The organism is Paenibacillus sp. 1781tsa1, from assembly GCF_024159265.1.
In the GTDB taxonomy this organism is placed as follows: Bacteria; Bacillota; Bacilli; order Paenibacillales; family Paenibacillaceae; genus Paenibacillus.
Genome location: NZ_JAMYWY010000001.1, coordinates 3,329,982 through 3,356,334, shown reverse-complemented (window position 1 = coordinate 3,356,334; position 26,353 = coordinate 3,329,982). Strand labels below are relative to the sequence as shown.

20 protein-coding genes are annotated in these 26,353 nt (G+C 44.3%); 5 read left to right on the top strand and 15 right to left on the bottom strand.

Features of this window, described 5'->3' with window-relative positions; all coding sequences use genetic code 11:
• Nucleotides 1-29 precede the first annotated feature (29 nt).
• The 3 genes from NKT06_RS14930 to NKT06_RS14920 all read right to left on the bottom strand — a co-directional run bounded on the left by NKT06_RS14930 (nucleotide 30) and on the right by NKT06_RS14920 (nucleotide 4,225).
• A complete protein-coding gene (locus tag NKT06_RS14930; RefSeq protein WP_253435736.1) occupies nucleotides 30-1,043 on the bottom strand; it encodes a cytochrome d ubiquinol oxidase subunit II in 1,014 nt (337 codons plus the stop codon).
• On the bottom strand, nucleotides 1,043-2,407 hold the full coding sequence (locus NKT06_RS14925; protein WP_253435733.1) for a cytochrome ubiquinol oxidase subunit I: 1,365 nt from the start codon (nucleotides 2,405-2,407) through the stop codon (nucleotides 1,043-1,045). The genes NKT06_RS14930 and NKT06_RS14925 overlap by 1 nt, the downstream gene beginning before the upstream one ends.
• Nucleotides 2,408-2,830: 423 nt before the next feature.
• Nucleotides 2,831-4,225, bottom strand: coding sequence for an MFS transporter (locus tag NKT06_RS14920; RefSeq protein ID WP_253435730.1), 1,395 nt, complete (start codon nucleotides 4,223-4,225; stop codon nucleotides 2,831-2,833).
• Nucleotides 4,226-4,334: 109 nt separating this feature from the next.
• Between NKT06_RS14920 and NKT06_RS14915 the strand changes: the two genes are divergently transcribed.
• Nucleotides 4,335-5,210 carry a LysR family transcriptional regulator gene (locus NKT06_RS14915; protein WP_253435727.1) on the top strand — a complete coding sequence of 292 codons (876 nt, stop codon included), beginning with the start codon at nucleotides 4,335-4,337 and terminating at the stop codon, nucleotides 5,208-5,210.
• Nucleotides 5,211-5,240: 30 nt separating this feature from the next.
• On the top strand, nucleotides 5,241-5,807 hold the full coding sequence (locus NKT06_RS14910) for a GNAT family N-acetyltransferase (RefSeq protein WP_253435724.1): 567 nt from the start codon (nucleotides 5,241-5,243) through the stop codon (nucleotides 5,805-5,807).
• Between the two features lie 81 nt (nucleotides 5,808-5,888).
• On the opposite strand, the gene NKT06_RS14905 is transcribed toward NKT06_RS14910, so the two are convergent.
• From NKT06_RS14905 to NKT06_RS14890, 4 genes are all read right to left on the bottom strand, one after another.
• Nucleotides 5,889-6,860: a hypothetical protein gene (locus tag NKT06_RS14905; RefSeq protein ID WP_253435721.1), complete on the bottom strand. Its 972-nt coding sequence runs from the start codon at nucleotides 6,858-6,860 to the stop codon at nucleotides 5,889-5,891.
• Nucleotides 6,860-7,351, bottom strand: coding sequence for an RNA polymerase sigma factor (locus tag NKT06_RS14900; protein WP_253435717.1), 492 nt, complete (start codon nucleotides 7,349-7,351; stop codon nucleotides 6,860-6,862). The genes NKT06_RS14905 and NKT06_RS14900 overlap by 1 nt, the downstream gene beginning before the upstream one ends.
• 166 nt (nucleotides 7,352-7,517) lie before the next feature.
• Complete coding sequence (locus tag NKT06_RS14895; RefSeq protein WP_253435716.1) at nucleotides 7,518-9,098, bottom strand: histidine-type phosphatase; 1,581 nt, start codon at nucleotides 9,096-9,098, stop codon at nucleotides 7,518-7,520.
• 244 nt (nucleotides 9,099-9,342) lie between these two features.
• The gene (locus tag NKT06_RS14890) at nucleotides 9,343-9,762 is read right to left on the bottom strand and encodes a DUF3237 family protein (RefSeq protein WP_253435714.1); all 420 of its coding nucleotides are present in this window, start codon (nucleotides 9,760-9,762) and stop codon (nucleotides 9,343-9,345) included.
• 142 nt (nucleotides 9,763-9,904) lie between these two features.
• Between NKT06_RS14890 and NKT06_RS14885 the strand changes: the two genes are divergently transcribed.
• Both NKT06_RS14885 and NKT06_RS14880 read left to right on the top strand, forming a co-directional pair.
• Entirely contained in the window at nucleotides 9,905-11,107 is a 1,203-nt protein-coding gene (locus tag NKT06_RS14885; RefSeq protein WP_253435712.1) for an MFS transporter, read from the top strand.
• Complete coding sequence (locus NKT06_RS14880; protein ID WP_253435710.1) at nucleotides 11,100-11,744, top strand: TetR/AcrR family transcriptional regulator; 645 nt, start codon at nucleotides 11,100-11,102, stop codon at nucleotides 11,742-11,744. The genes NKT06_RS14885 and NKT06_RS14880 overlap by 8 nt, the downstream gene beginning before the upstream one ends.
• 109 nt (nucleotides 11,745-11,853) lie before the next feature.
• On the opposite strand, the gene NKT06_RS14875 is transcribed toward NKT06_RS14880, so the two are convergent.
• The 8 genes from NKT06_RS14875 to NKT06_RS14840 all read right to left on the bottom strand — a co-directional run bounded on the left by NKT06_RS14875 (nucleotide 11,854) and on the right by NKT06_RS14840 (nucleotide 25,211).
• Nucleotides 11,854-14,115: a glycoside hydrolase family 3 N-terminal domain-containing protein gene (locus NKT06_RS14875; protein WP_253435709.1), complete on the bottom strand. Its 2,262-nt coding sequence runs from the start codon at nucleotides 14,113-14,115 to the stop codon at nucleotides 11,854-11,856.
• Between the two features lie 153 nt (nucleotides 14,116-14,268).
• Entirely contained in the window at nucleotides 14,269-15,189 is a 921-nt protein-coding gene (locus NKT06_RS14870; RefSeq protein WP_215077816.1) for a carbohydrate ABC transporter permease, read from the bottom strand.
• A gap of 15 nt (nucleotides 15,190-15,204) precedes the next feature.
• Complete coding sequence (locus NKT06_RS14865) at nucleotides 15,205-16,146, bottom strand: ABC transporter permease (RefSeq protein ID WP_253442577.1); 942 nt, start codon at nucleotides 16,144-16,146, stop codon at nucleotides 15,205-15,207.
• A gap of 175 nt (nucleotides 16,147-16,321) precedes the next feature.
• Nucleotides 16,322-17,995: an ABC transporter substrate-binding protein gene (locus tag NKT06_RS14860; RefSeq protein WP_253435708.1), complete on the bottom strand. Its 1,674-nt coding sequence runs from the start codon at nucleotides 17,993-17,995 to the stop codon at nucleotides 16,322-16,324.
• A 41-nt stretch (nucleotides 17,996-18,036) separates the two neighbouring features.
• Entirely contained in the window at nucleotides 18,037-19,698 is a 1,662-nt protein-coding gene (locus NKT06_RS14855) for an ABC transporter substrate-binding protein (protein ID WP_253435707.1), read from the bottom strand.
• A 120-nt stretch (nucleotides 19,699-19,818) separates the two neighbouring features.
• Nucleotides 19,819-21,558 (bottom strand): sensor histidine kinase, encoded by a 1,740-nt coding sequence (locus tag NKT06_RS14850; protein WP_253435706.1) that lies wholly within the window; start codon nucleotides 21,556-21,558, stop codon nucleotides 19,819-19,821.
• Nucleotides 21,540-23,126: a response regulator gene (locus NKT06_RS14845; protein ID WP_253435705.1), complete on the bottom strand. Its 1,587-nt coding sequence runs from the start codon at nucleotides 23,124-23,126 to the stop codon at nucleotides 21,540-21,542. Before NKT06_RS14845 ends, NKT06_RS14850 begins: the two co-directional genes overlap by 19 nt.
• Nucleotides 23,127-23,228: 102 nt before the next feature.
• Nucleotides 23,229-25,211, bottom strand: coding sequence for a hypothetical protein (locus tag NKT06_RS14840; protein ID WP_253435704.1), 1,983 nt, complete (start codon nucleotides 25,209-25,211; stop codon nucleotides 23,229-23,231).
• Nucleotides 25,212-25,370: 159 nt separating this feature from the next.
• Between NKT06_RS14840 and NKT06_RS14835 the strand changes: the two genes are divergently transcribed.
• Entirely contained in the window at nucleotides 25,371-26,222 is an 852-nt protein-coding gene (locus NKT06_RS14835) for an AraC family transcriptional regulator (RefSeq protein ID WP_253435703.1), read from the top strand.
• The last annotated feature ends 131 nt before the right edge of the window (nucleotides 26,223-26,353 follow it).

The following is a 26,353-nucleotide window of genomic DNA, read 5'->3' as shown; positions in this document are numbered from 1 at the left end:
GGCTTTTCTCTTCACGGAAAGCTCCTCCTTTATTTTTTCCCTTTCACATAATCCGCATCAAACAGGAACAGTTTGAAGACCAGAATAAGAGAAGGAATTAACAGGCATAGCCCACCGATAAACACAACCACTAGCGCAAAGCCCATAGCTGGCGGTGTTGCACTGCTCTGAATCGTGATGTATGGATCAAGAATATAAGGATACTGCCCAATGCCATAAGCGAAAAAGGCTGTGAAAAATTGCAGCATGATGAAAATAAAAGCTAATCCGTAACGGCGTCCGTTATATAACAGCCACATGGCAATCATGAAAAATGCAACGGATAGCGCCAGCAGCCACCATAAATCCATCATGTTTTGAAAATGACGCTCATTGTGTTGACCCAAATAGATAAATGCAGTCAGCGCGAGAATAATGGTCGGTGTGCTCCAGAACAAAGCATAGTTCCGCATCAGCTTCAATGCCGAATGATCCTCTGCCCGAGAAGCGTAAAATGTGAGAAATGACCCGCTAATGAACAATACCGACACGATGGCTAGACCAACGATGCTCCACGATAATGGATTCGTAAACAGCGCCCAGTAATCCAGAGAAACGGTATCCCCCTGCTTCAAAATAAAGCCACCTTCAGACAATGTCAGTGCCACAGACAACGATGCTGGAATAAGCAAACCTGTAGCTCCGTATAAAAACAGATATACGATGTTATTTTTGGAACCATAATTCTCAAAGGCGTAGAATGAACCACGAATGGCAAGCAAAATGACGGCAATACTTCCCGGAACAAGCAGCGCGGAGCCATAATAGTAAGCAGTATCCGGAAAAAATCCAACGATGCCAATATAGAAAAAGACAAAAAATACATTGGTGATCTCCCAGACCGGTGATAGATAACGGGAGATCAGACGATTAATCAGGTGATCCTGCTTCGTCAGGCGTGCATAAAAGGCGAAGAAACCTGCTCCAAAATCAATGGAAGATACAATAAGATAGCCGTACAAGAAGAGCCAGAGTACGGATATACCAATTAATTCATAACTCATCAGGCCTGCCCCCCTTTCGTGGCTGATTGATCATGCTTGTCTTTCAACCATTTCTCCATCTCAAGCTCAGCAGGATTATTATTGAACAGACGTCTCAATACGAGAACACAGATGACGCCGAGCACGATGTATAGAAGCAAGAACACGAAAAATAAAATTCTTACACTTGGTGAAGAAGTAGCGGCCTCTTCCACTCGCATATAACCTCGGATGATCCATGGCTGCCGCCCGATCTCTGCATAGAACCAGCCCATCTCAACAGCCAGAAAAGCGAGCGGTGCACTGAGTGCAACCATACGAAGCATCCACTTGTTAAACTGATTACGTTTCTTCCAAAACACAAACACGAAGTACAAACTTGATATAGCGAGTAGAGCAAAACCTATTCCAGCCATTAGATCAAACAAATAATGCACAAGTAATGGTGGATGTTCATCTGGTGGAAATTCGTTCAGCCCGGTTACCTCGGCGTTAAAGTCTCCAAAAGCAAGGAAGCTGAGCACTTTGGGCAAATGAAGTGCGCCTATAATTTCATGTTCAGCATTCAGCCATCCTAATAAAATCAAATCCGCTCCGCTTTCTGTCTCGAAATGCCACTCGGCAGCTGCGAGCTTCTCCGGCTGATGCTCAGCCAAAAACTTGGCAGATACATCTCCAGCTAAGGAATTTAATAAACTGAAGACCAGCACAACCGCCATCATGAGGTTCAAGCCTTTTTTGTGATAGGCCGACACCCCTTTTCTCAGCATCGCAAAGGCTGCTATTCCTGCTAACAAAGCAGCTCCTGTCAGATAAGCCGAGCTTAATACATGAAATACTTTGGAGAATGTCGCCGTATTCAGCATCGCTTGTACAGGATTCACTGCCAAGAACTGACCTGCTTCCATGACAAAACCTTCAGGCTGGTTCATGAATCCATTTACTGTCGTGATAAAAACAGCAGACATGCCTGCCCCGGCGACAATCGGAATGGTCAGCAACCAGTGGATATACGGATTTTTGAACCGATCCCACGTGTACAGATAAATGCCCAGGAATATCGCTTCAAAAAAGAATGCGAATACTTCCATAAATAGTGGCAGTGCAATAACATTACCGGCCAATTTCATAAAATTCGGCCACACCAGTGCCAATTGCAGCGATATCGCTGTACCTGTCACCACACCAACTGCCACAGATATGACAAATCCTCTGGACCACCTCTTTGCCATAAGTATGTAATGGTGATCTTTCTTCCGAATGCCGATGAACTCTGCAATAGCAATCATCAAAGGTACACCGACACCAAGCGTTGCAAAAATAACGTGGAACCCGAGTGTCAAACCAGTCACCAGTCTGCTCCATAACACCGTATCAATAGCCATTCTTTATGTTGCCTCCTTTCAAATTCTGTTGATTTTTAGTGATAAACTCTTGCTTATGATCAGGTCTGCTACTCACTGGTTGCATTTAATATCAGTTTAGGACGTTCCTGTAGTTCGTGTGTTTAGGATAAGAGAAAAATTTCACAAAGTACGATACAACGATATCTTGCCACATGTACTTTGCGATTACTCCTGTTGATTCCTGATATTAAATGCATAGAAAATGCTATGCGAGACCTATTAATCAAAATTATTATATCTTCATTTTTACCTAATTCAATCAAAGTCACGTCTTCTACCCTAAACGTTCAAGAAAGGATCAACTCTTTCTGACAACTTGGTGAAAAACAAAAAATACACCCAATGGAGCTATTGATTCATTGGGTGTAAACGTGGTATTGCAAGGTGGATTCACTATTTTATTTACTTGCTTACTTGCTCTGGAATCACCGCATCTGCCTCGCGACGTACGCTCATGATGATCAGTGATGCAGCTAATACCGTAAGGATGATTCCAAGCATCTGAAATCCTGTCACATTGAATGTATCTCCCATAACAATACCAATCAATAACGATGATATGATGGTCCCAAGGTAGCGGGATGTATTAAAAATCCCCGATGAAACACCTATCATTTCTTTGGGTGTGCTTTTGAACAGAGCTGCTTGCATGCCAACCGCGTTTAGACCGTTACTTATGCCAAATAAAGCCAAGGCAACAATGACAACAAAGATTGGAGAAGTTTCATTCATGAAAACGATGAATACAGAGCCAATGGTCATTAACCAAGCTGATACGATTAAAGCTGGCCGTGATCCCGATCTGTCAATCCAGCGCCCTGCGATCGGAGCAATAATGACTGAACATAACCCCAAAGCTAGCATGCTCATTCCTGTATGAACTTCGTTGAGATGACGTACCTGTTTCAAATACGTAGGAACTCCAAAAAAAAGTGCGTAAAACAGGATGTTTACCAGCATGTATTGCACATTCACCCAAGTCATCTCGGGATATGTGGCAAACGTTCGCAGTGGGATGAAAGGCGTGGCTGCTTTTAATTCATGTCGGATGAACATGACGAGTGTGATTAACCCGATCCCTCCTGTCAGCAGATGCCATGTTGAAATATCTCCTGTGGAATTTACTGAAAGTAAACCGATGAGCAGAGCTACCAAGGCTACCGTAAACATCAGAATACCTGGTGCGTCAACTAACGCAAGCCATCGCCGAATGGACATGTGACCAGAGATAGACGGAGATTGCTCGTCCTTCGGGATTGTTTTCCAGGCGAACCAAAAGCTTGCCAAGACAAACGGAATATTAACGAAGAATATGCTGTGCCAGTCCCACCAATGAATCAAAACTCCACCAATAAAAGGTCCAATTGCAGCCGCTCCAGAAAGGAATATCGCCAAGGTGGACAAGGCGGAGGCTTGTTTTTCAGTCACGTTAATTCTGACAATCGCCATTCCGACGGCTACCATCATGCTTGTGCCAATCGATTGAACGATCCGGAATACGATGAGCCACGAAAAACTGGGAGACCACGGAGCTAGCATGGACGATACAAAAACAATAACAAGACCCATGAGGAAGATCTTCCTGCGGCCAAACAAATCACTACACTTACCCATGACGGGTTGAGCAACAGCACTGGCAATGTAAAATGATAAAATGATCCACGAAACGGCTGTAAAACCAAGTTGGTACACTTGTTGTAGCCTGGAGATTGCCACCGAAATCATGGAGGAATTCAACGGATTCAACATAATTCCGAGTCCAACAGCTAACATCAATCCTTTATTTCGAACGTTCATCGGTGCATCACTCCTTCTTCTGCTGTCATCTTACTAGAAAGTATTCATTTATTCCAACGCATTGTATGTTATGATTTGATGAACTTGAAGGAATGAAGGGATGTTGCATATGGAGCTTCTTCAACTAAAATATTTCCTGACGGTGGCCCGATGCGAACATGTTACGGAGGCTGCGGGAAAGCTGCATGTTACGCAATCCTCTCTGAGCAAAACGATACAACGATTAGAGGATGACCTGGGAGTCCCCTTATTTGATCGAATCGGGAGAAAGCTGCGACTAAACGATTTTGGAAGAACATTTCTTCGCCGAACTGAAAAAGCCTTATTTGAATTGGAACAGGGACAACGGGAAATAGGCGACCTCTCCAACAAAGATCAGGGTACACTGCAATTGGCGGTGACTACGGCCAGTACTTTGCCAGGTATACTACGAGAATTTCGCAAAAATCAACCGGACATTCAGTTCCATGTGCAAATGGTTTCGTTAGAGAACATGTCCAGACTTCTACATCGAGGCGAGGTGGACTTTTGTCTCTCCTCCCCTCCGATTGAAGGTGAAGATATTGAATGTCAGATACTATATGACGACCCGATCGTAGTTGCTGTTCCTATGGATCATCGATATGCAGAACGAAGCAGCATTCAACTAGCCGAGCTTAAGGACGAATCGTTTGTTGGGGTAAAACAAGGCTATGGTGTTCGTGATATGGTGGATTCCATATGTCAATCCGTTGGTTTCCTACCGAAATATGTATATGAAGGTGACGAACCTGCAAGATTAACAGCCCTTGTTGAAGCGGAGATCGGTCTTGCTTTTATACCTAGCACAGCCAGAAACCCGCATGAGCGCATTAGATATCTTCAGGTAGAGGATCATAGACTCGTTCGGGAAATCGCTCTACTTTCGCACAAAAACAGGTATATTTCAAAAGCCGCTTTAGAGTTTCGCAGCGTGGTTATGGAGTATTTCAGTGCTATGCCATGAATAAAAATTCAATCCAAAGGAGATGTCATTTTGAAATTAAAAGCAGAAAAATTTGATCATATTTCAGAGACAGAACGATTAGTAATCAGACCATTACAGAAAAACGACTACGAGAATTGGTTGAATGAATTTGAAAACCGCTTGCCCTCCCAGCACCGCCATGATAAAGGGAAAATGGATATGAGTGAATGTACACTGGATTGGTTTCATGATCTGGTGGATCGACACCAGGAGTTAGCGCGTACAGATGCGGTTTATGTATTTGGTGTCTTTAGAAAGGAAGATGGCACACATCTGGGTATGGTTGATATTGCAACCTTGGCGAGAGATGATTTTCAATGGGGAAGCTTCGGATATACGATCCATAATCAGTATTGGCGAAAAGGTTATGGCAAAGAAGCTGTGAATGAGGCTCTTCATATTGCATTCGAACATTTGAAATTCCACCGTATAGAAGCCCATATCAATTTGGATAATACCCCTTCTGTGAAGTTAGCTGAAAGCGTTGGTATGGAGTTTGAATGTGTACGTAAAGGTTTCATACACGAAAATGATGAGTGGACCGATCATTTGGTTTATTACAAAAATTTTAATTAAACGACTCCACCGATAATCCAAAGAGCGAACAAAGCACTTTCGTGCCCTGTTCGCTCTTCTTCATGCATCGATTCCTTCGCCTCACTCGCCTAAGCTGTTCCAGAAGGATTGAAACGCGCCTTTCTCAACTTCGAGAAATGCAGGAACATTACCGTAACGCACCAGACCTTCACCAAACAGAACCAGTGGAACCTGTGTTTTATCTTCCAAGGTGAGATAGATCATCTTGCGATCTTCTTTGCCGTAGAGGTTCTCTTCCAATTCCGGACTCGTTGCAATTGGTTTGGCAGCAGATAACGCAGAGATGAAGCTTTCCAGTGATTCATCCGCTGCTAACGGCTGAAACTGCTGCTTTCCGTTGTTCCAGCTATCAAACGTCTCCCATTGCGCCGAGGCAACGTTGCCTTCGAGATGCAGCTTACCGATCAGGTCGGCACCCGTACCAATGGTGATCCCGTTGTTCTTGTCGAATAGTTGTGCATACACTTGACCATCGATCTCGGTGTAAGACATGATGCGGAAGTCCTTATCGTAGCCATTCACCGCATAGATGTCTGCTTCGCCAATGTTGGAAGCAAGCTCTGTGTATTTATCCTGACCACTCAGCTCATCGATGCCGCCAGTTGTTGTGCCAAGCTTCTCGCCACGCAGGTCGAGTGCATTTGCACCTTCAAGCAATGTTGGAGACTGTGTATAGATGTTCCCTCCATATACAACCAGTTGCATCATATCTGCCATCGCGCCTTTCCCCTGTGAATCCGGCAGCTCCATCTTCGGAATCACAATCGGATCAAACGACGCGCCCGGAGTCACCTCTGCCACCTGAGGAGTTGGTGTGGCTGGTCCATTGAATTGCTGCCACACACTCGGCGCAGCCAATCCAATGCTGGCAGCGATAACAACACTTGCTGCAATGTATAAGGGTTTGCGTTGACGTTTTGGCCCCTGATGTTGCGTGTTCAAAGCTTGCTCTACCCGCTTTTTCATTTGTTCGTTTGTTTTCATATGACTCACCGCTTTCTTATAGTTTTGTTTAAATTGTTCTTCGTTCATTACAGTTCCTCTCCTTCCAGCTCCAGTTTTAACAGCTCTCTTCCTCGCTTTAATCTCATCTTCACCGCTGACTCGCTAATCTCCAGGATTTCGCTGATTTCCCGAATTGCATAATCTTCGTAATAATACAGATGAACCACCGATCTATACTTGAGGGGCAGTGACAGCACGAGTTCGATCAGCGCGTGATCTTCCGGGTTGTCCGTCGTAAGAGCATCGACACCCTCCAGCTTGACCTCCCGTTTGCGCCAGCCTCTGCCTAATAAGGATTTGCAATGATTGGTGATGACCCGAATCAACCATGCTTTCTGATGCTCTGCATCGTTGAATGTAGGGGCTTTTTCTATTAGTTTGATGAAGGTATCCTGAGTGGCTTCCTCCGCATCTTCCCGTCTGCCAAGGTGCACCATGGCAATTCGGAACAGCGTATCTGCATATGTCTCGTAGACTTTCATCACATGATCGCCCAGCTGGGGCACTGATCGCTGCATGGTTGTTATGCCCTCCTTTATACCTCTAACACTCTTACGGACGGCATTTGGTCACATTTTGTTTTGGATTTTTTTTCGTTATGCCTTTCGTTCCAATTAAAAAAAGAAAGCAGCCCCGTTTAGGAGTTGCTTTCTTCATGTTCATCAACAATTGTATATTTACCAACTAGAATTTTTTCTGTAAAAGTTCGATATTATCTTCCAAGCTGCTATCCAGCTCTACGCCTACATTCTGCAGTTTGTTTTGGTAATATGTCTTCACATCTTCCCACTTATAGTACGGATAAGTCTTTGTTTCGATCGGGAACGCGATTTCTTCCTCATTTCTAAGCATTTTCACGAGAACATCCTTACCATTGGAATACAAGATCCATTGGATATTTGCTCCCATCGGTGAGATAACCGAGCCATTCCAGTTTTGGGTCACATCTTGTGGTTTGTCGATACTCACATTAGCTCCGGCGATATCCAGGAATGAAGATAGTGGAATGATGGTTTCTGCGTGAGCAAAACGAAATATACCAGCCGTGTCTTTCTGTTGAATGGATTGTTCGGTAGACACGATCAATTCTTTGACCAGAGGTGCAATGATATTCTGCGGCAGATCCGTTGACGTTAAAGATGGACCTTTTTCATAAAAGTCATTAATATTGTCAACGCTCTCGTACCACTTTAACTGATTGGTCGTAAAATACCGCCCGAATTCGAAGTCACCTTCTCCTTTAATATTCGAAGATATAATGTACAGTTCGTACAAATTAGAAGCTGCTTCGGTTGGGTTGCTGAGCTTCACTTTTCCTTTCTCATCCTTCAGCTCGAACTCTCCAGAATTCAATCTCTGATAAAAGTCTTCAGAGAAAAATTGCAAAAGAACCTCTTTTGCATAACGCGTTCCAATACTCTGTGTGACATAATCTTCGTATAACTTAACCCAGTCTCCATCTTCTACGTACTCGTTATACTTCGTAGCCAAGTCGTAGGGCCGCAGATAGGGGTCTTTCCCTTCTTCAAAGGCTGAAGCCAGAATGTCTATCTTGTTATCTCCCAAGCTTTCCTTTAATCCATCAATAAACTGATCTCTGCTCTGGGGCGTTCGATCTTTGAAGGTCGCCTGAGCAATCACTTTTTTATCCGATGTAAATAGTTCTTTGAAGTTCTGTCCAACTCTGGTTCCTATTCCTTTCAGTTCTTCTCCACCCGTAGTGGATAACAAGCCATAATGGTCTTTTTCAACCTTCATCAGTTTGCCAATTTCCTTCTTCAGCTCTTTGCCCAGATTGGTAGCCTGCCCATCCTTCTCAGCGATGTCGAGTAGTTCAAAGAGCGTCTTGTCGTACTTGGCACCGGATAGATGTCTGGAACCGTGTCTACCTATGTAGTTAATAAATACGGGTTCATATCCATTAGGAGCTTTTGTATAACTTGTTTCCTTAAAAGGGTATGGCGTTTTGGTACCGCGGTATCCAAGTTGATCGTTACTTTTTGCTCCAACAAATACCGATTGGGTATTGTTATCCCAGTCTACCTCTTGTCCCAGAGCTTCCCCAATCGCTCTTGTCGGTACATAAGTGACCCCATTGTAGAGAAATGATTCACCTTCCACCTTTTGTCCGTTCACGACCACATTAGCCGATTGTTCAGCAACTTCGATCATGCGTTTGGATCCTGCACCATATACGTCAAACATACTCACAGACGTTAGCATGGTGAGTGATACGACTGAAATCCCGATTTTTTTGATCATCATATTGATTAGTCTTCTCCTTAATCCGCCTGATATTGGTTTATTTTCGCTCATCATACTATAGGTGAGAAGTGTCTGCGCCGTATCCATCCTTTGTTAATTGATTGTAAAAGAATACATGTAAATTTGGACGTAAACGTGCATAACAAAAAAGAGCCGCTCATTTCGCGACTCTATCTCTTCATAACAATGTGATTTTTTCCGCGGCACACGAATAAAACAGTTTCCCTCTGTTCCGTGTTAGTTATCAATGTGTCCTATATATTTTTATATCTACTCCTGACTCCGTCGGATAACCTTCTCCAACCAACGTTTCACTGTTCAAAAAAGATAAAGCTTTGCTATCCGTAATCATTTTGGGGGTAGTGCGGAATAAAGCAGTTTTAAGCGTTTTATCAATATTTCCGTTGTTTTCGATATAAATTTTGCAGCTATCCCCTTTGTAATCTGTCCCTTGAAGCATGTATCTTGCCGAAAGCGTATGCGGGTCACCATTCTTCCCGATAATCTGAGTATCCACTCCTCCATACAGCACCATTCCCTCAAAGTACTTTCCGGTTACACTGCCTGTAAAAGTAATCATGACAACTGAATTACCTTCACTATTCTGTAAATCAAATGATCTCTCAATGTTCACATGTACCGTAAATAATTCCTCTAATTTCACGCGTTCCCACCTCCATATGAATTCAATTATAGCTCTACTCACCTAAAAAAGATTTACATTTACATATCTCCTTCGAATCATTTAAAATGGTTTACATACTGTAAAGGTTAACACCATGTTAATGAAGGAGCTTATGACAAGCATGAGTACATTACCAAAAGCAATTCGCTTTCCACTGTTCATTCTGATGTTAAATCTATTTATCGCTTTATTGGGGCAAGGGATGCTCATCCCCATATTGCCGGAGTATTTGAAGCTTTTTCATGCGGGAGGCACTGTCGCAGGATTTCTCGTAGCGGCATTTGGTGCCGCTCAATTCTTCTTTTCACCTCTGGGAGGACAATTGTCCGATCGATTTGGACGCAAAAAGTTGATCATGGCGGGTATGTTTCTGTCCGTTGTTTCAGATATCATATTTGCGTTGTCGACAGCATTGCCGTTCCTCTATGTCGCACGATTTATCGGTGGAATCAGTCTCGGTTTGATGGTTCCTGCGAACCTTGCTTATGTCGCTGATATTACAACACCGGAGACTCGTGCGAAAGGCATGGGCTATTTCGGCGCAGCAATGAATTTGGGAATGGTTCTCGGACCTGGTCTGGGTGGTCTCATCGCCGAGATGGGTATTCGCATGCCCTATTTCTTCGCGGCTGGTCTGGGACTGATTGCGGCATTGATGACGCTACTATTGCCTGAGACACTTCCCCCGGAAAAAAGAACTGGCTCCATCCGACTTCAAAAGGGAGATCACTTGGGTAAGAAAATCTGGAGTTCATTTAAAGTACCGTATTTTAAATACTTGATTGTGCTGCTTGTTATGACCTTTGGCCTCATGAGTTATGAGACCGTATTCGCTCTTTTTGCAGAACAAAAATATGGATTCAACGCTGCAACGATCTCCATTATTATTACTCTGGGTGCGATAATCGGTATCGTTGTGCAGATCTGGCTTTTGGATTGGTTTGTACAGAGAATCGGTGAAGTTAAGCTAATCCGTCTTTCCTTAATCATTACGCCCATCGCTTTATTATTAATGTTAATTAAAGTAAACCTTGTCTTTCTGTTATTCGCTTCTGCGTTATTCTTTGCCTTCAACTCGTTTTTGCGGCCTTCGCTCAGCACGTTAATATCCAACCATGCTGGAGATCGGCAAGGCTATGCATCGGGTCTGAATACGACATTTTCCAGTCTCGGAACGGTGATTGGCCCGCTGATTGCAGGACTATTGTTTGACAAAAACATAAACTTCCCGTATATTTTTGGTGCAATTATGCTTCTCGCTTCTCTCGGACTTACCTTGAACGCATTTCGTTCGAAGAAAGGACAACGGTATATAAGTGAATGAAAACTGGCATCAACAATTGGGAAATAAACATCGTGATGATTTGATTGCAGCAGGTAAGGAGCTTTTTTTGAAATATGGATTGCTCCAAGTAAAGATTAAGGATGTATGCACCAAAGCTAAACTTAGTAGAGTGACATTTTATAAACATTTTCAGTCTATGGATGAGCTTCTTTTAGCTATTCAGATGCAACTGATTGAACATTTAACGGATGAGGTTAGCCGTGCATCAGTGAAGGACATGAACGGACGAGAACAACTCACGGTGATGTTGAATGCATGGGTTGTTTATGCCCAGGATCATCCAGACTACATCCGGTTTATTCAATTATTTGATATCAACTATGAGATGTATGATTTTAGCCCTGAATTAAGAGAAACATACGATCGATTCAACCAGAATGGGAAAGAAAATCATTTCCTGATGGGCGCTTTATCCCAAGGCGTTGTTGACGGCAGTATCAAGAATCCGTCCCCTCCGCTCGATCTTGCTCAGTTTATCTTCACAACGATGATGGCCATGCTCCAGCGCATGGTAACGATTCGTGCTGCTCATGATAATGCACTGGATATGCGGATGACGGAGCAATTTGTGAAGATGCTACTCCAATTTGTTTGTAATGAAGAAATATCCGAGTGATGGCATGGTAGATGGATCGGTGAAATCAACGTTTAGTTTAAAATAAAAAGACGGATTCCGTATGCAGGAATCCGTCTTTTTTCTTCATTTTCTCTTCATTGATTATCCTTTAATCCGTTTGTACGGGCAACTGTCCTCCAGCTTTCAATTGACCAAGCAAAGCTTTGATCCCGGCAGACGTGTTTGGCTCCTGCTTTCCATACACTGCAAGCCCTGAGCGCACGTTCTGAAGATAGATCATCTCGTAAGGGTTACCTAATGACAACAGCGTATATCGCTGATTACTCTGGTTCATCGCATTGATCAAGGATTGATACTCGCTCCATCCGAACTGGCTGGCTACATTCCGGAATTGGTAAGAAGCAAGAATGACATAGTCGGCTTTGCCAATTACCTGGAGCGTTTCATTCATTTTGCCTTGTCCAACAAGTGCAATTTCAGTCTTTAACGACAGATTATTAGCGGCTTGTAACAGTTGTTTTTCAAGCTGTTTCGCCTGATCCTGCTCGGCTGCAACAATAACAACCCGATCGCCTTGCTGAATTTGATCTGGAAGCATACCTTCGCGGCTGCTGAGTACGGTGACCGCCCGCTCTGCGATTTTCTGCTCCACCGCTCGATGCTCCTTCGATCCAATAATACCGTTAAGCTGAGTTAGCTTTTGCGCAAGAGTCTGGCTGCGTTCAAACAAACCATATTTCGCTTTCATCTCCAGGATTCGTTTCACAGATGCGTGTATAGTTTCATCCTTGATCGTTCCATTGTTCACCGCATTCACCAGCGTTTGATGGGCCGCTGCTGAATCTTTCGGCATTAGGATGATATCAACACCTGCGGAAACGGCGCGTTCTACCGATTGATTCTCCCCAAAATGCTCCGCAATGGCATTCATGGTGAAAGCATCGGAAATGATGAGACCTTCATATCCCAGCTCTCCGCGAAGAAGTCCTGTCAGTACTTTTTTCGATACGGTGGCAGGAATCGGCACACGTTCACCGTCTTTGAGCGAAGTGACATGTTCGTTATCAATGGCAGGAAAAGCAATATGCGCGGTCATAATCATCTCTACACCATTTTTGATTGCAGCCTGAAATGGCTTTAATTCTACAGCATCCAGCCGCTCGCGATTATGAGTTAGTACCGGCATACCCAGATGGGAATCTACCTTCGTATCTCCGTGACCCGGAAAATGCTTCACTGCCGCCATCACCCCTGATTGCTGTAGCCCTTTTATCGTTGCCAGACCAAGCCGTGTCACCAAATCCGCATCTGAGCCAAACGAACGTATACCAATGATGGGGTTATCTGGATTGCTGTTGATGTCCAGCACTGGCGCAAAGTTAATCTGAATTCCCAGTGCCTTCAGCTCCTCCCCCGTCAGCTGACCAGCCGCTTCGGCAAGCGCTGCATCTCCAGTTGCACCCAGCGCCATCTGACCTGGCAGATTCGTACCACCCGGTATTCGCTTAATGACGCCTCCTTCTTGGTCGATACTAAGAAATAGAGGGATATCACCTGCTTCTCTTTCTATATCATGTGTGAACGTTGTAAGCTGCCTCGCGTCAACAATATTTTTGTCAAAAAGAATAAGCCCGCCCAAATCTTGATCATGGATACTGCGTTTCAGCCCTTCATTAACGGTCGTCGTCGCTTTACCATTCCATTGCCTAATATCGGGCATAAGCATCTGACCCACTTGCTCGCTTACCGTCATATAGGATATCAGCTTATCCCAATCTTGCGCCCGAATGGCTGCTTCGCGTTCGAAGCGAATTACTCTCGCCATAAATACGGCATATTCAGCGCGCGTGACAGCTTGATTTGGACGGAAAGTGGCATCCGAATAACCACCGACCAAGCCGTTTGAACTCATAATAAGAATAGGCGCTACAGCCCAATGTTTGTCCGTATCGGTCCATTTTGCGAGATTCTTACCTTCTTCGAGTGAATATGCCCTTGTAAGGAAGGCCGCAGTCTCTGCGCGGCTAAGCGGTGCGTCCGGACGGAAGGTTCCGTTAGGGAAACCACTCGCAAGTCCATTTTCAGCAGCTATCATGATTTCTCGATGGAAAGGGTGTGTCGTTGGAACATCCGAATAGGTTGTGCCTTCCACTGCTCTCTGAAGCTGATCTGGATAAAGCTCCCGCACCATAAAAGTGACGGCTTGCGCCCGTGTCACAAGTGCCTCAGGCTTGAAAATCCCATTGCCGTATCCAGCCACTGTTCCCCGTTTCGCCATATACGTGATGCCATCCTCTGCCCACTTTGAATGTTTTAAATCAACAAACGTTTCTTCCGCAGCTGCCGTCCCCACGCCTATAAGCATAGAGCCGAGAACAGCACCAATCATCGTCATCCATTTTACATGCATTTGTTTCACTCCTGTTGTTATTCTATGGATGAATAGACGCTAATACGGTATAGTTTGTTGCGTTTACATAATTCTATAAAATGATGAGACTTTACGTTGAAGGATTTTTTTGTCCCCCATGTTAATGCTTAACAGTATCCGTCATATACTTGACTATCCCTTCACCCCGCCAATCGTCATGCCTTGTACAAAGTATTTCTGCAAGAACGGATACACCATCAGAATAGGAACACTCGCAATAATGGTCATGGTCGCTCGAATCGAGGTTGGTGTAACCGCCGTTGCATTGCTCTCGGCAGACTGATAAGCATCACTTGCTGACGAAGTCGCGGAGGTCGTTGAAGTTTGCAGAATCTTCATTAATTCGTATTGCAACGTGCTTAATTCTTTATTGGATGAGTTGTACAGGAATACATCGAACCAGGAATTCCATTGTCCCACGGCTACAAAGAGTGATACGGTTGCCATTGCGGGAATCGTTAGCGGCAGGACAACGCGGATAAATGTCGTGAACTCCCCTGCCCCGTCAATACGGGCTGACTCCAGAATGCCTTCAGGAAGACCTTCAATAAATGAACGGATGACAATCATATTGAACACACCGATTACACCCGGAATGATATACACCCAGAAGGAACCGATCAATCCAAGGTCTCGAATCAGCAGATAACCGGGGATCAAGCCCCCGCTGAAGTACATGGTGAACACAAAAAACATCGTAACAAACTTGCGAAGCACAAATTCCTGACGACTAACCGTATACGCCAGCATGGCTGTACAGAAGACGGACACCACGGTTCCAATGACCGTACGCAGGGCCGAGATCAGCGTTGCGTGATAGATATCGGATTCGCCAAAAATGTATTTGTAATTGTCCAGTGTCCATACACGGGGCCATAGATATATTCCACCCCGAATGGCATCATTTGCATTGTTGAAGGATACGGCAATCATATTAACAAAGGGATAGATCGTCACAATCATCAGACATACCATGAAGATCATGTTAATAGTGTCAAATGCTCGATCCCCGGTACTGCTATTTCGCAAGCGGGATGTGTTTCCTTTTCGCATGGCATAGGCCTCCTTTTAGAATAGTCTGCTCTCTCCCATTTTTTTTGCTATATAGTTCGCGGAGAAAAGGAAGATGAAGCTGACCACAGTTTTGAAAATGCCTGCTGCTGTACCCAAGGAAAAGTTCCCCATCCCTAATCCATATTTCAGCACAAAGATGTCCAGATTCTCCGAATAGTCCATATTCATCCCGTTACCCAGCAGATATTGTGGTTCAAATCCGGATTCCAGAATACTTCCCATGTTCATGATCAACAAGATCACAATAACCGGTTTTAAGCCAGGCAGCGTGATATATAACATCCGTTTGAAGCGACTGGCTCCATCAATCTCGGCAGCCTCATATTGCGCCGGATCAATCGCCGTAATTGCTGCCAGATAGATAATAGTGTTCCAGCCGACATCCTTCCACACCTCGGTTGCCCCCAGAATACCCCAGAAGTATTCACCTTTCCCCATCCATAGTACCGGACTGTCAATCAGGTGAAGCTTCATCAGCAGCAGATTGATAATTCCGTCTGGTGACAGGACGGTTAATACAATACTGGAAGCAACAACCCACGAGATAAAGTGAGGCAGATAACTGACGGTTTGCACAAAACGTTTAAATATGACATTTTTCAGCTCATTTAATAAAAGGGCCAGTGTGATCGCTGTCACAAATCCCAAGACCAGTTTGATGGAACTCATGACAAGCGTATTGCGCAGCACCCGGTAGAAGGTATTGTCTTCAAATAACGTACTAAAATGCTGCCAGCCTACCCACTGCTGATCCGAGAAGGACCTCGCCGGTTTGAAATTCTGAAAAGCCATGGTCCATCCCCATAACGGCAGGTACTTGAAGATAAAAGCCCAGATGACAAAAGGTATACACATCCAGGCAAGTGTTCGTTGTTGGACAAGACGTTTGAAGAACAAATGTGCTCTGGTTCCCTTCGGACTCGAGGCTGGCGGCATCGAGTTAAGGGAGATATTAGGTTTCTCCACGGTGAACCGGCTCCTTTCCCATGCTGTTCATCATGCGAGGAGAAAGCGGAGTTTATGCTCTTACGTCTTCTCCTGCGCATGTACAGTTTGTTTTAACAAGTTTGTTCAAAAAAAGACCTCTTGAACACGTACTTAAAGGTTCGTATCACCATTTTCCTGCGACACGATCCTTCACAACTTTGGTAATGGTCGCTTCATAACCAGCTTTGTCCAATTTGTTCAATTCAGCCATGTAGGCATCCCATAGCTTATCAAAATTCGATGGTGCTCCCAAGATCATTTCCGGCAAGTATTTACGTTGCAAATCATCCGATTTGGTCGTGAAGATCTGTTCTGGTGATCCTTGCTCCAATGCGATGGACCAAGCCGGGAACCAAGGCCGCTCTTCCGGTTTGTTGAACAATTCACTAAAAGTTTGGATACCGTAGGCTTCAAGGAATTTCTTGTCTCCCTCGGTGTAAGATGCAGCGGCCACTTCCGGCTGGTTGCCAGGGCTATAAGCGTTACCATCGGTTAGTGTAGATTCACCGCCATATTTCGGCCAGTCTGTGCCAAAGTAGGTGAACCCGAATTTACGGCTGAGCTCCAGATCATCATGTGCCTTGCGTTGATCTTCATTTGCATAATAAAATCGGCCCTTTTCATCCACACTGTACGTCTCGTCCTTGATGCCCCATTGCACCAGAACCTGATTCTCCTCCTTCAGCAAATTATCAAAGTATTTGATGATACGAACAGGGTCTTTGGCATTCACCGAGATACCTGTTGCATAGTTGTTGACGAAGCCGGGAGGATCAACATATTGATCCTTAATTCCTTCATCAAACACGATCGGAAGTGGTGCATAGCGCTTCTCATCAATGCCTGCCGAGAGCAGGTTTTTCGACGCATCCCCAATCTGCCAGCCATAATTGAAGTACCCTAACACACGACCCGAAGTCAGTTTAGCCAAATACTGGTCTTTGTTCATCGTAAAGGATTCCGGATCCAGCATCCCTTGAGCATTAATCTCATTTAACTTCTTAATCCATTTTTTCTGAGCATCTGTTCCAGCGACGACTTTCGCTTCATGGGTAGTCATGTCCACCATGACACTGCCATCGTTCGGATAACCGGCGAGATGCATTGCTGGATTTTGCAAGGTGAAGAAGTTATTGGCGACACCTGCAAGTGACACAAATCCGATCGTCTCTGCACCATCAACCGTTGGATATTTTTCCTTGTAATCCTGAATCAGATCAAAATATTCATCCAGTGTAGTGATCTTGGGATAATTAAACTCTTTGAGCACAGAGCGCTGAATCCAGAATGCTCCCCCACCAACATTTGGACTACCTGAATACTCACCCTGATTAGCCGTATAAGGCAGCGCATAGATTTTTCCGTCTTCTGCATTTTTCATTTTATCGAAGTATGGTCCATATACCCTTTTGATATTAGGGCCGTATTCCTCAATCAGATCATCCAGCGGAATATAGGCCCCGGCATCCAATAACTTTGACATCTCACCACTGGAGCTAATGACATCAGGATAATCTCCACTGGCGATCATGACACCGGCTTTTGTCGCACTATCACCTACCAGATATTCCAACTTCCAGTCCACACCTGTTTGTTCTTGCAACACTTTACCGATTGTTGTTTCGCTTGCCAGAGTATCCTTCTTGCCTGGAGAGAACATATAATATGAGAACGTGACTGGACTGTTCTCATCATCACCTGTGGCTGAAGGTGATGACGAATTGTTCTGACTGCACCCAGCCAGCAAAACGGTCAGTAATACAGCTAAACTTGCTATTCTAACTTTCGTTTTTAACATGTGAATATTCCCCCGTTCCTTATGGTCTCTATGGATTGCACTCACCATTTGCCAGCTACACGATCCTTCACTGCCTGTGTTATCGTAGCTTCATATGTTTTCTTGTCCAGTTGATTCAATTGACTCATATACTCATTCCATGTGTTCTCGAACGTGGAAGGCGAGTCCATAATCATTTTGGGTAAATATTTCTTCTGGAGATCTTCTGCTTTGGTGATGAAAATCTGTTCAGGAGAGCCCTGCTCCAATGCAATGGACCAAGCAGGAGACCAAGGACGCTCATCCGGTGTGCTGAATAGTTCTGTGAATGTCTCCACACCATATTTCTCTAACAACAGCTTGTCACCGTCCGTGTAACTAAAGGTAGCCACTTCTGGTTGATTGCCTGGTCCATAGGCGTTGCCATCCTCCAGTACGGAGTTATTGCCGTAACGAGGCCAGCTGTAATTAAAATAGTCAAAGCCGAATTTACGACTTAATTCCGGATCTTCATGTGCCTTGCGTTGGTCATCATTTTTGAAATAAAAACGGCCCTCATCATTCACGCTATACGTCTCGTCCTCAATGCCCCATAGAACCAGAATCTGGTTCTCTTCCTTAAGCAAATTATCAAAATATTTAACAATTCGTACGGGATCTTTGGCATTTACGGTAATTCCGACACCGTAGTTGTTCACAAAGCCTGGCGGGTCCACATACTGGTCTTTGACGCTGTCATCAAATACGATCGGTAGAGATACATATCGTTTATCATCAAGTCCAGCCTTCTTGAGGTTGTTGGTTGCATCTCCAACCTGCCAGGAGTAACTGAAATATCCCAGCACCCGACCAGACGTCAACTTGGCAAGATACTGATCCTGGTTCATTGTGAAGGATTCGGGATCAAACATCCCTTGTGCGTTAACTTCGCTTAGCTTCTGAATCCATTGTTTCTGATAATCAGATCCGGCTACCAATTTGGCTTCATGGCTCTGCATATCCACCATCACACTGCCATCGTTTGGATATCCAGCCAGATGCATGGCCGGATTGAGCAGGGTGAAAAAGCTGCCCGATTCACCCGCAAGTGTGGCGAAGCCGATGGTTTCTTTCCCATCGATCTGCGGATGCTTTTGCTTGTATTGCTCAATCAAGTCAAAATATTCGTCCAGCGTTTTGATCTTGGGATAGTTGAACTCTTTTAACACAGCACGCTGAATGTAGAAGCCAGTCTGGAAGTTAGGCTCTGACACATAACCAATGTTGGCAGTGTACGGCAAGAAATATATCTTTCCATCCTCCTGTCTGAATTTGTCCATATAAGGCCCGTATACCCGCTTGATGTTAGGCCCGTATTGTTCGATCAGTTCATCCAGCGGGATAAAAGATCCTGCATCCATCAACTTGGCCATTTCACCACTGGAGTCGATGATGTCGGGGTAATCCCCACTCGCAATCATTACACCTGCCTTGGTTGCACCGTCGCCGACCAGATATTCCATCTTCCAATCAACGCCTGTTTGTTCATGTAACGCCTTGCCAATGGTCGTGCTGCTTGCCAGAATGTCCTTCTTGCCACCGCCAAACGTGAAATATTTAAAGGTGACCGGGGTGTTGTCATTACTGTCAGGATAAGAGGCTTCCGGGCTGGCTTTATTGCAACCTGCCAGCGTTACAGCCAGTAAAATGGCCAGACTTGTTATAATGTTTCTTTTTCTAAACATGTAGCAAATGCCCCCTTAACGTATTGTTTGTGTCTTAAGCCTTCTCAATATATCAAGATAGCGCTTTCAAAGTTACCCATGAAAGTGTACCTCCTACTTTGAAAAGTATATCCCTCATATTTAGTCGCCTGGCATGGCTGATGGATCAAGTGGAAGCTTAATTTGGATACGTGTTCCTTCTCCTTCCCCTGTCTGGATGTCGAATGTAAAGTGATTTTTATAACAAAGTTTTAAGCGACTATACGCATTTTTCATGCCAACATGCTCTCCCATATCCGTGTTCTGATTCAGATAGCTCAGCAATTCTTCCAATCTAGCTTGTGACATCCCTATTCCGTTATCCGTTAGTCGAATAAGGAGCTGGTCATTTTCTGTTGAAACGAAGAGTTGAATGATACCTACACCCGGAGATGACTCAATTCCATGAATACTTGCATTTTCAACAAAGGGAAGGATCACCATCTTGGGGATTCGGTACATCAGTACCGCAGGATCTGCCTCAATGGTATATTGAAGTTTTTCTCCAAAGCGGTATTTCTGGATTTGCAAAAAACTCTCGATGAGTTCCAATTCTTCCTTCACTGTCACATCATTCTGATTCCAACTGATCGACTTGCGAAACATCTTGGCCATGTTATGCACAATTTTGGCGGTCTCTTTCTCGCCCTTGATGAGGCTCCTCATCCGTACCGACTCCAGGGTATTAAACAAAAAATGAGGGTTAATCTGACTATGGAGTGCATGAAGCTGAGCTTGCTGCTGTTTTAACTCCAGGTCTTTCTTCTGAATGTCAGCTAGATATACCTCATGAATCAAGTTATGGATCGTCTCGGTCATTCGATTGAATTCCATCGTGAGCTGACCGATCTCATCTCTTGCATCTTCAGGAGGAATCGTCTGAAAATTCTGTGTTTTCACTTTTTTCATATGTTTTAGAATCCGCACCAGTCTGACATGGATGGATCTGGACATGGCCGCGATGATGATGGAAGGCAAGACAAAATTAATGCAAGCCAGCCATACCACGAAGGAACGGGACTTCCGTACCTCTTTCAACACAATTTCTTCATCCATAACGCCATGCAGGGACCACCCTTCCAGATAGTTAATGCCTGTATACGTAAGTTCAAAGGGAATCATTTTGTTCGGAAACTGGATCTCATTGTAACGTTTCCCTATCTGAGATGCTTCTGCTGTAGAATCATTTGAAAATTGGATGTGTCCTCCTGGATCAACTAAATACACTTTTCCGTCGAATCCGCTGTTGTGAAAATACTGCTTGATCGTCTCCATGTTGAGGTCAATTTTAAGTAACTGCTCTCTCTCCCCAGTGTCCAGATTGTCGAGCCGTTGAACCAGACTTAACATCTGATCCGATGAGATCAGTGCCGGATAAGGAGCGGAGTATGCCTGAAATTGAACGTACCAGTTAGAGCTTCGGACCACGTCAGTTAATCGATCAATATAACCGGAAGATAGAATGGTAGAATTATCGGTATACACTTGATACCAGCGAATCCCCTGATTCAATTGACCGGAGAATTGACCCTTCAGGTACGAATTATAAGCGTCAATGTACTCAAAATGACTTCGAAACGAACGTGAGATGGTGTCATTGAATACATGATCCGTATATAACGAATAAGAGAGTCCGACGCCCTGATCAATGGTTACACGCAAGTCGTTCTTCAGATTGTTCAAGGCCATGCCGGCATCACGAGTTTTCTGACTACGAATATTGGCGGATGTGACATTGTAGAACACCACATTGGTAACAACGATGGGAATAAACACGGACAGGACATACATCAGCAATAGTTTATCTCGAAGCTTCATGTAATTCAGGTTCCATCTTGGCATTGTGCACCTCGCTGCTCATTTCCCATAAGGAGATTGCGATACTCTGTAGGCGATAACTTAACGAGTTTCTCAAACTGTGTTACAAAATAATCCGCATTCTGAAATCCCACTCGTGCAGCGACCTCGTACATTCTCAGATCCGTCTGCCGCAATAATTTCTTCGCCTCATGAATTCGTAGGTTCAGCAGATAGTCATTGAAGTATTGATTGTAGCTTTTGCGGAATAACCGCCCAAGATAAACGGGATTCATGTAGAAGAGCGCAGCAATGCTTTTGAGATTGATGTTCTCGGTATAATTTGCATCAATATATCGTTTGATCTTGCTGATATCCCCTTTGGACCGCTCCATCCGCAAATGAAACACATAATCCTCGGCTTCCTCCAGCGCCATGAGAAAAGCATTCTTCAGTAGTCTTAAATTCCAACCTTCATGACTTTGTTGTGCCAGCTCCTTTAGCTGCTGCAACCCTTCATCATTACCACCCATTTCGTGGACTACCGCGAGAATACCCGTTATATAATGCAAAAGAGAACCAGCTACAGCCTGAGGAGAAAATCGATTCATATGAAACAATTTGAATTTCTCTTCTACAATGTTATGGTAAGTAGCCCTATCCCCCTCTTCCAGGCTCAAGATTAATTGATCCACCTCGTCCTGGTATACATTGAAAACAAACAACGGTTTGTCTTTGATCTCGGTATAACGCACGACACCACCAGTTTCTGCATATTTATGCTTGGCTGCTTCTTTAGCCGCCATAAAGGATTGTGGGACATCTCCAATTTCTTTGACGAGTGTTCCTGCGTAAAGACCGATGTCCAGATTAAGCTTTTTGCTCAGTGTTATATGAATAGAAAGCAGTTTATCCTGTAACGTCGAGCCGCCTTGATCATGTATAGGCCACAACATTAATAATGCAAACATGCCGCGGTGTTGCTCACTGATGAACATTTTGCATAAATTACTCTCCAGAGAATGTACTGCTTCACGTAGCTGTTCAATGGTGATTTTGATTTCATCTAATCCGGTCTGAAGTTCGATCAAAGTCATGAGCAGACTGGAGTTATGATTGATCCCGAGCATCTCGGCATATCGATGTTCATCCTGCTTCTGTACATGACCTTTGATCAGATCCTCCAGCATAATGTTACTGGCCTGGCCCTCAGCCATGAGGATATGTTTTCTTTTGTTGCAAATGAGATTAGCCGACTTCTGCAACGTCGCCGTCAGTTCTTCATCATCAATAGGCTTCAGAATATAGTCATGAACACCGTACCGGATTGCCTGCTGTGCATATTTGAAGTCATGATAACCACTGATGATAATGAACACAGGTTCCAGATGAGGCATTTTCTCTACGGCACGAATAAGTTCCAGTCCATCCAGGATCGGCATACGAATATCGGTTATAATCACGTCTGGCTGCAGGCGTTCAATCAGATTCAGTGCCTCTACACCGTTCTCTGCCTCTCCGATAATCTCCATATCAAGATCAATCCAGCTTATGAGTTCATACAGCCCTTTCCGTACATACATCTCGTCATCTACAAGTAATACTGATAACATCCGTTTGTCCCCTTTCCTCCAACGAAAATAAACCGCCGGTAGCATGTTCTCTCTATCGGCGGAATCTAACATGGTGACTGTTGTAGTTATTGCAACATAAATTCATTCATGGCGTGCATAATCCCAATAGTCGCCAACAAGGCCTTCAATGATCGAGCCACTGGCCCATGGCATCAGGCAAAACCAGGTGCTGGCTGGCGAACCATCCGCATATTTTTCAGTGACCAATCCTTCTGAATGACAGAAGCGTTCAGACATCCATCCTTTTTTGCCATAGCCAAATTCTTGATCATAGCGATTATAGGTCTGACACCCCCACCCAATGGTATCCATCATACGTTGACGCACATAATTCTCTTCCCGGTGTTCAACGTAGTACAACAACTCATCCACCAGATTGCTGGACATGGGATGAATATGGGGATTAGCTACTGAAGTGACACTTCCCCCGGAACTGGACCAGCCTAGTGTACTAAGCGGCGGAATCTTAACAGGTGAGTTGTAACAAAATTTGAAACTGAATTCATAGCTGATTGCATCTCTCATGTGATCCAGGAACAGCTCGTCGCCAGTCAACGCATGTAAAAACCGAACAGCTTTGATGTAAGCCAGAATGCCTTCCGAATCAACAGCCTTGTCCGCATCCAGCGGAGCGCCGTAACATTCCATGTGTTGCACATAAGTGTTGTAATAGTGGGCTTCACTTCGTCTGAGCTCATCCAGAGAAGAGGTATTATGAGTTAACCAGCTATAATATGCCTTGGCGGCAAGACACCAGACTCCACTAAAGGCATCATATTCAAGTCCTGCCCCTGTCCGCTCTGACAAAATAGTGGGATATTCTCCATCCGTATTCTTCGTGTACTCCAGACGATCAAGCACTTGCTTGACGTAAACAAGCCAATCATCGTGACTCACATTTCGAATGCGCTTCTCATAATCGTAGCTTTTCAGAATGTAGAACATCGCTTGAGCTACAAGGTAAGAGGAATGTCCTGGGGTACGCATGCCGTCGAACCACCAGCCTTTAACACTCCATATTCCATCCTGATAGGCATCGTATGGAAGTCCGGATTCGGAATTCATGGCATTCTCGATAATATTGGTAATGCAGGATAACGCCTGCTGTCGCATAGGCTCATTATTCAAGCGCAGTGCGGCCATAAGCATAGGAGCAGCTATCGTCATACCATTTGTCCAACTGATTGAGATAATTTTGTTGTATCGGTAGCCACTTGTTTCAGCGGCATCTTCATATACAAATGTGGAATACTGACGATCCTCCGGAAGCCAGGCATATTCATGGATGGCATTGGATAAATCCACTACCGTTGTCTGAATGCCACTTCCTTCTCTTGGTTTCTCGTGATACCGCCCATAGATTGTTTCCAGTGCGGGATTGATACCCAGTTCTGATTCAGACTCGTAGTTATATAGTTCAAGAGTGAGCCCAACCGATTCACCTGCCGCAAGTTCAAAACAGTTTTCTCCAAGGGCAGCTCGCTCATGGACAAGTCTGGATTTGATAAATAGCAACGGCGCATTCTCATATCCCAACGTATATCCGACCGTACCCTTTTCAATAGAACATGTGAATCCCCCATATTGCACGAACGTTCCTTCCATTCCTGGATACCATTGCTGCTTCTGGCTTCCTGTATTGATCCAGTAAGGACTTGCACTTAGACCCAAAATCCGACCTTCATCATAGATAAGTGCAGCCGGATGAGACAGACGATCGCTTCGGACCATCCACCACGGTGATGAAGGGCGAGAGGGATTGCCCTCCCTTAGTCTGGGGAACTCATTTGGGACATTCTGGGGTGCTTCGCCCCGGTTGCGGCCATACATAAATGCAGGCAAAAAAAACCTCGGATTCTGTTTGTCCAACGGCATTTCCACATGAATAACCCCTGCCCAGGCAGTATGGCCCTCGTTGTAAATCTGAATGTCTGCTTGCCATGGGTCTTCTGCACTGCCGTTCCCGCTTCCAACTTTTACGTCAGCCTTAAGAGCATGCTTGTTCAATGCCGTGTACTCTACGTTGTCTTGCTCTCTACTTCGTGCCGTGAAAATCAGATCCATCTTTTCCTCCAATCGCGTTGTACACACTTAGGTGTAAACGCTTGCAATTATGTATCCATCATGCTAGGATGGTTACATTTTATAGGTTCACGTCTGCAATTTCATTGCATAAACGGCTATATTTATTGCGCGAAACGACAAGGAGGTCATATATCTGATATGAATGAGACTTCAGAATACCTGTTTGATCCAATCCAGAATGAGCTGTTGTATCTTCATCGCACCACCACGTATAATATGGGAACGTTTTATCATCGACATAATGCATATGAACTCTACTTATTTCTTCGTGGCAATGTGAATTTCTATATTGAGAACCGTTGTTACCATTTGCAACGTGGCGATCTGCTCGTTCTTAACCCGGAGGAGATGCACCGTTCCTTTGCCTTGGACAAAAACGAATATGAGAGAATTACCATAAATCTGAAAAAGTCATATCTGAACCGCTTGTCTACGTCAACCACCAACTTATCCGCATGTTTCGACTACCGTCCCAAGGGTAAGGGTAATATCGTACATCTTGAAGAGCACGAGCTTCAACGAGTGCTGCAATTAGCTGGTGAGCTTGAACAGTGTCTCTCATCAAGTGACTATGGAGCGGATATTCTGAGGAATATTTTGATTACTCAGTTACTCCTTCTAACGAATCTAACTTTTCAAAATACGGATTTTGTTGCAACGGATATTATGCCTGAACTAGTTCGAAATACGATGGATTACATTGAATGCAATCTCACCAAACAACTGACCCTCGAACAATTGTCAGAGGCTACGTTCACGAATAGCAGCTATATTAGTCGCCAATTCAAAAAACACACCGGACTCACCATTCGAGCATACATTCTTAGTCGCCGTATAGAGCTGTCGAAATCTTATTTAATTGAAGGTTTAAGTATTACAGAGGCCTGTTATCAATCCGGTTTTGGGGATTATGCCAATTTTATTCGCAGTTTTACCAAGCTGGTCGGGACTTCACCCGGTAAGTTTGTCAAATATGGATTCCATCTTTAAACATTACATTGAGCAAAAACACGCTACTTTTGCCTGTTTTCATTTACACAAAACAAAAGAGCGAATTCCCCCGTCAATGTTGTCGGGTGATATTCGCTCATGTAAATCGGTAACTTATTAATGACTAATCT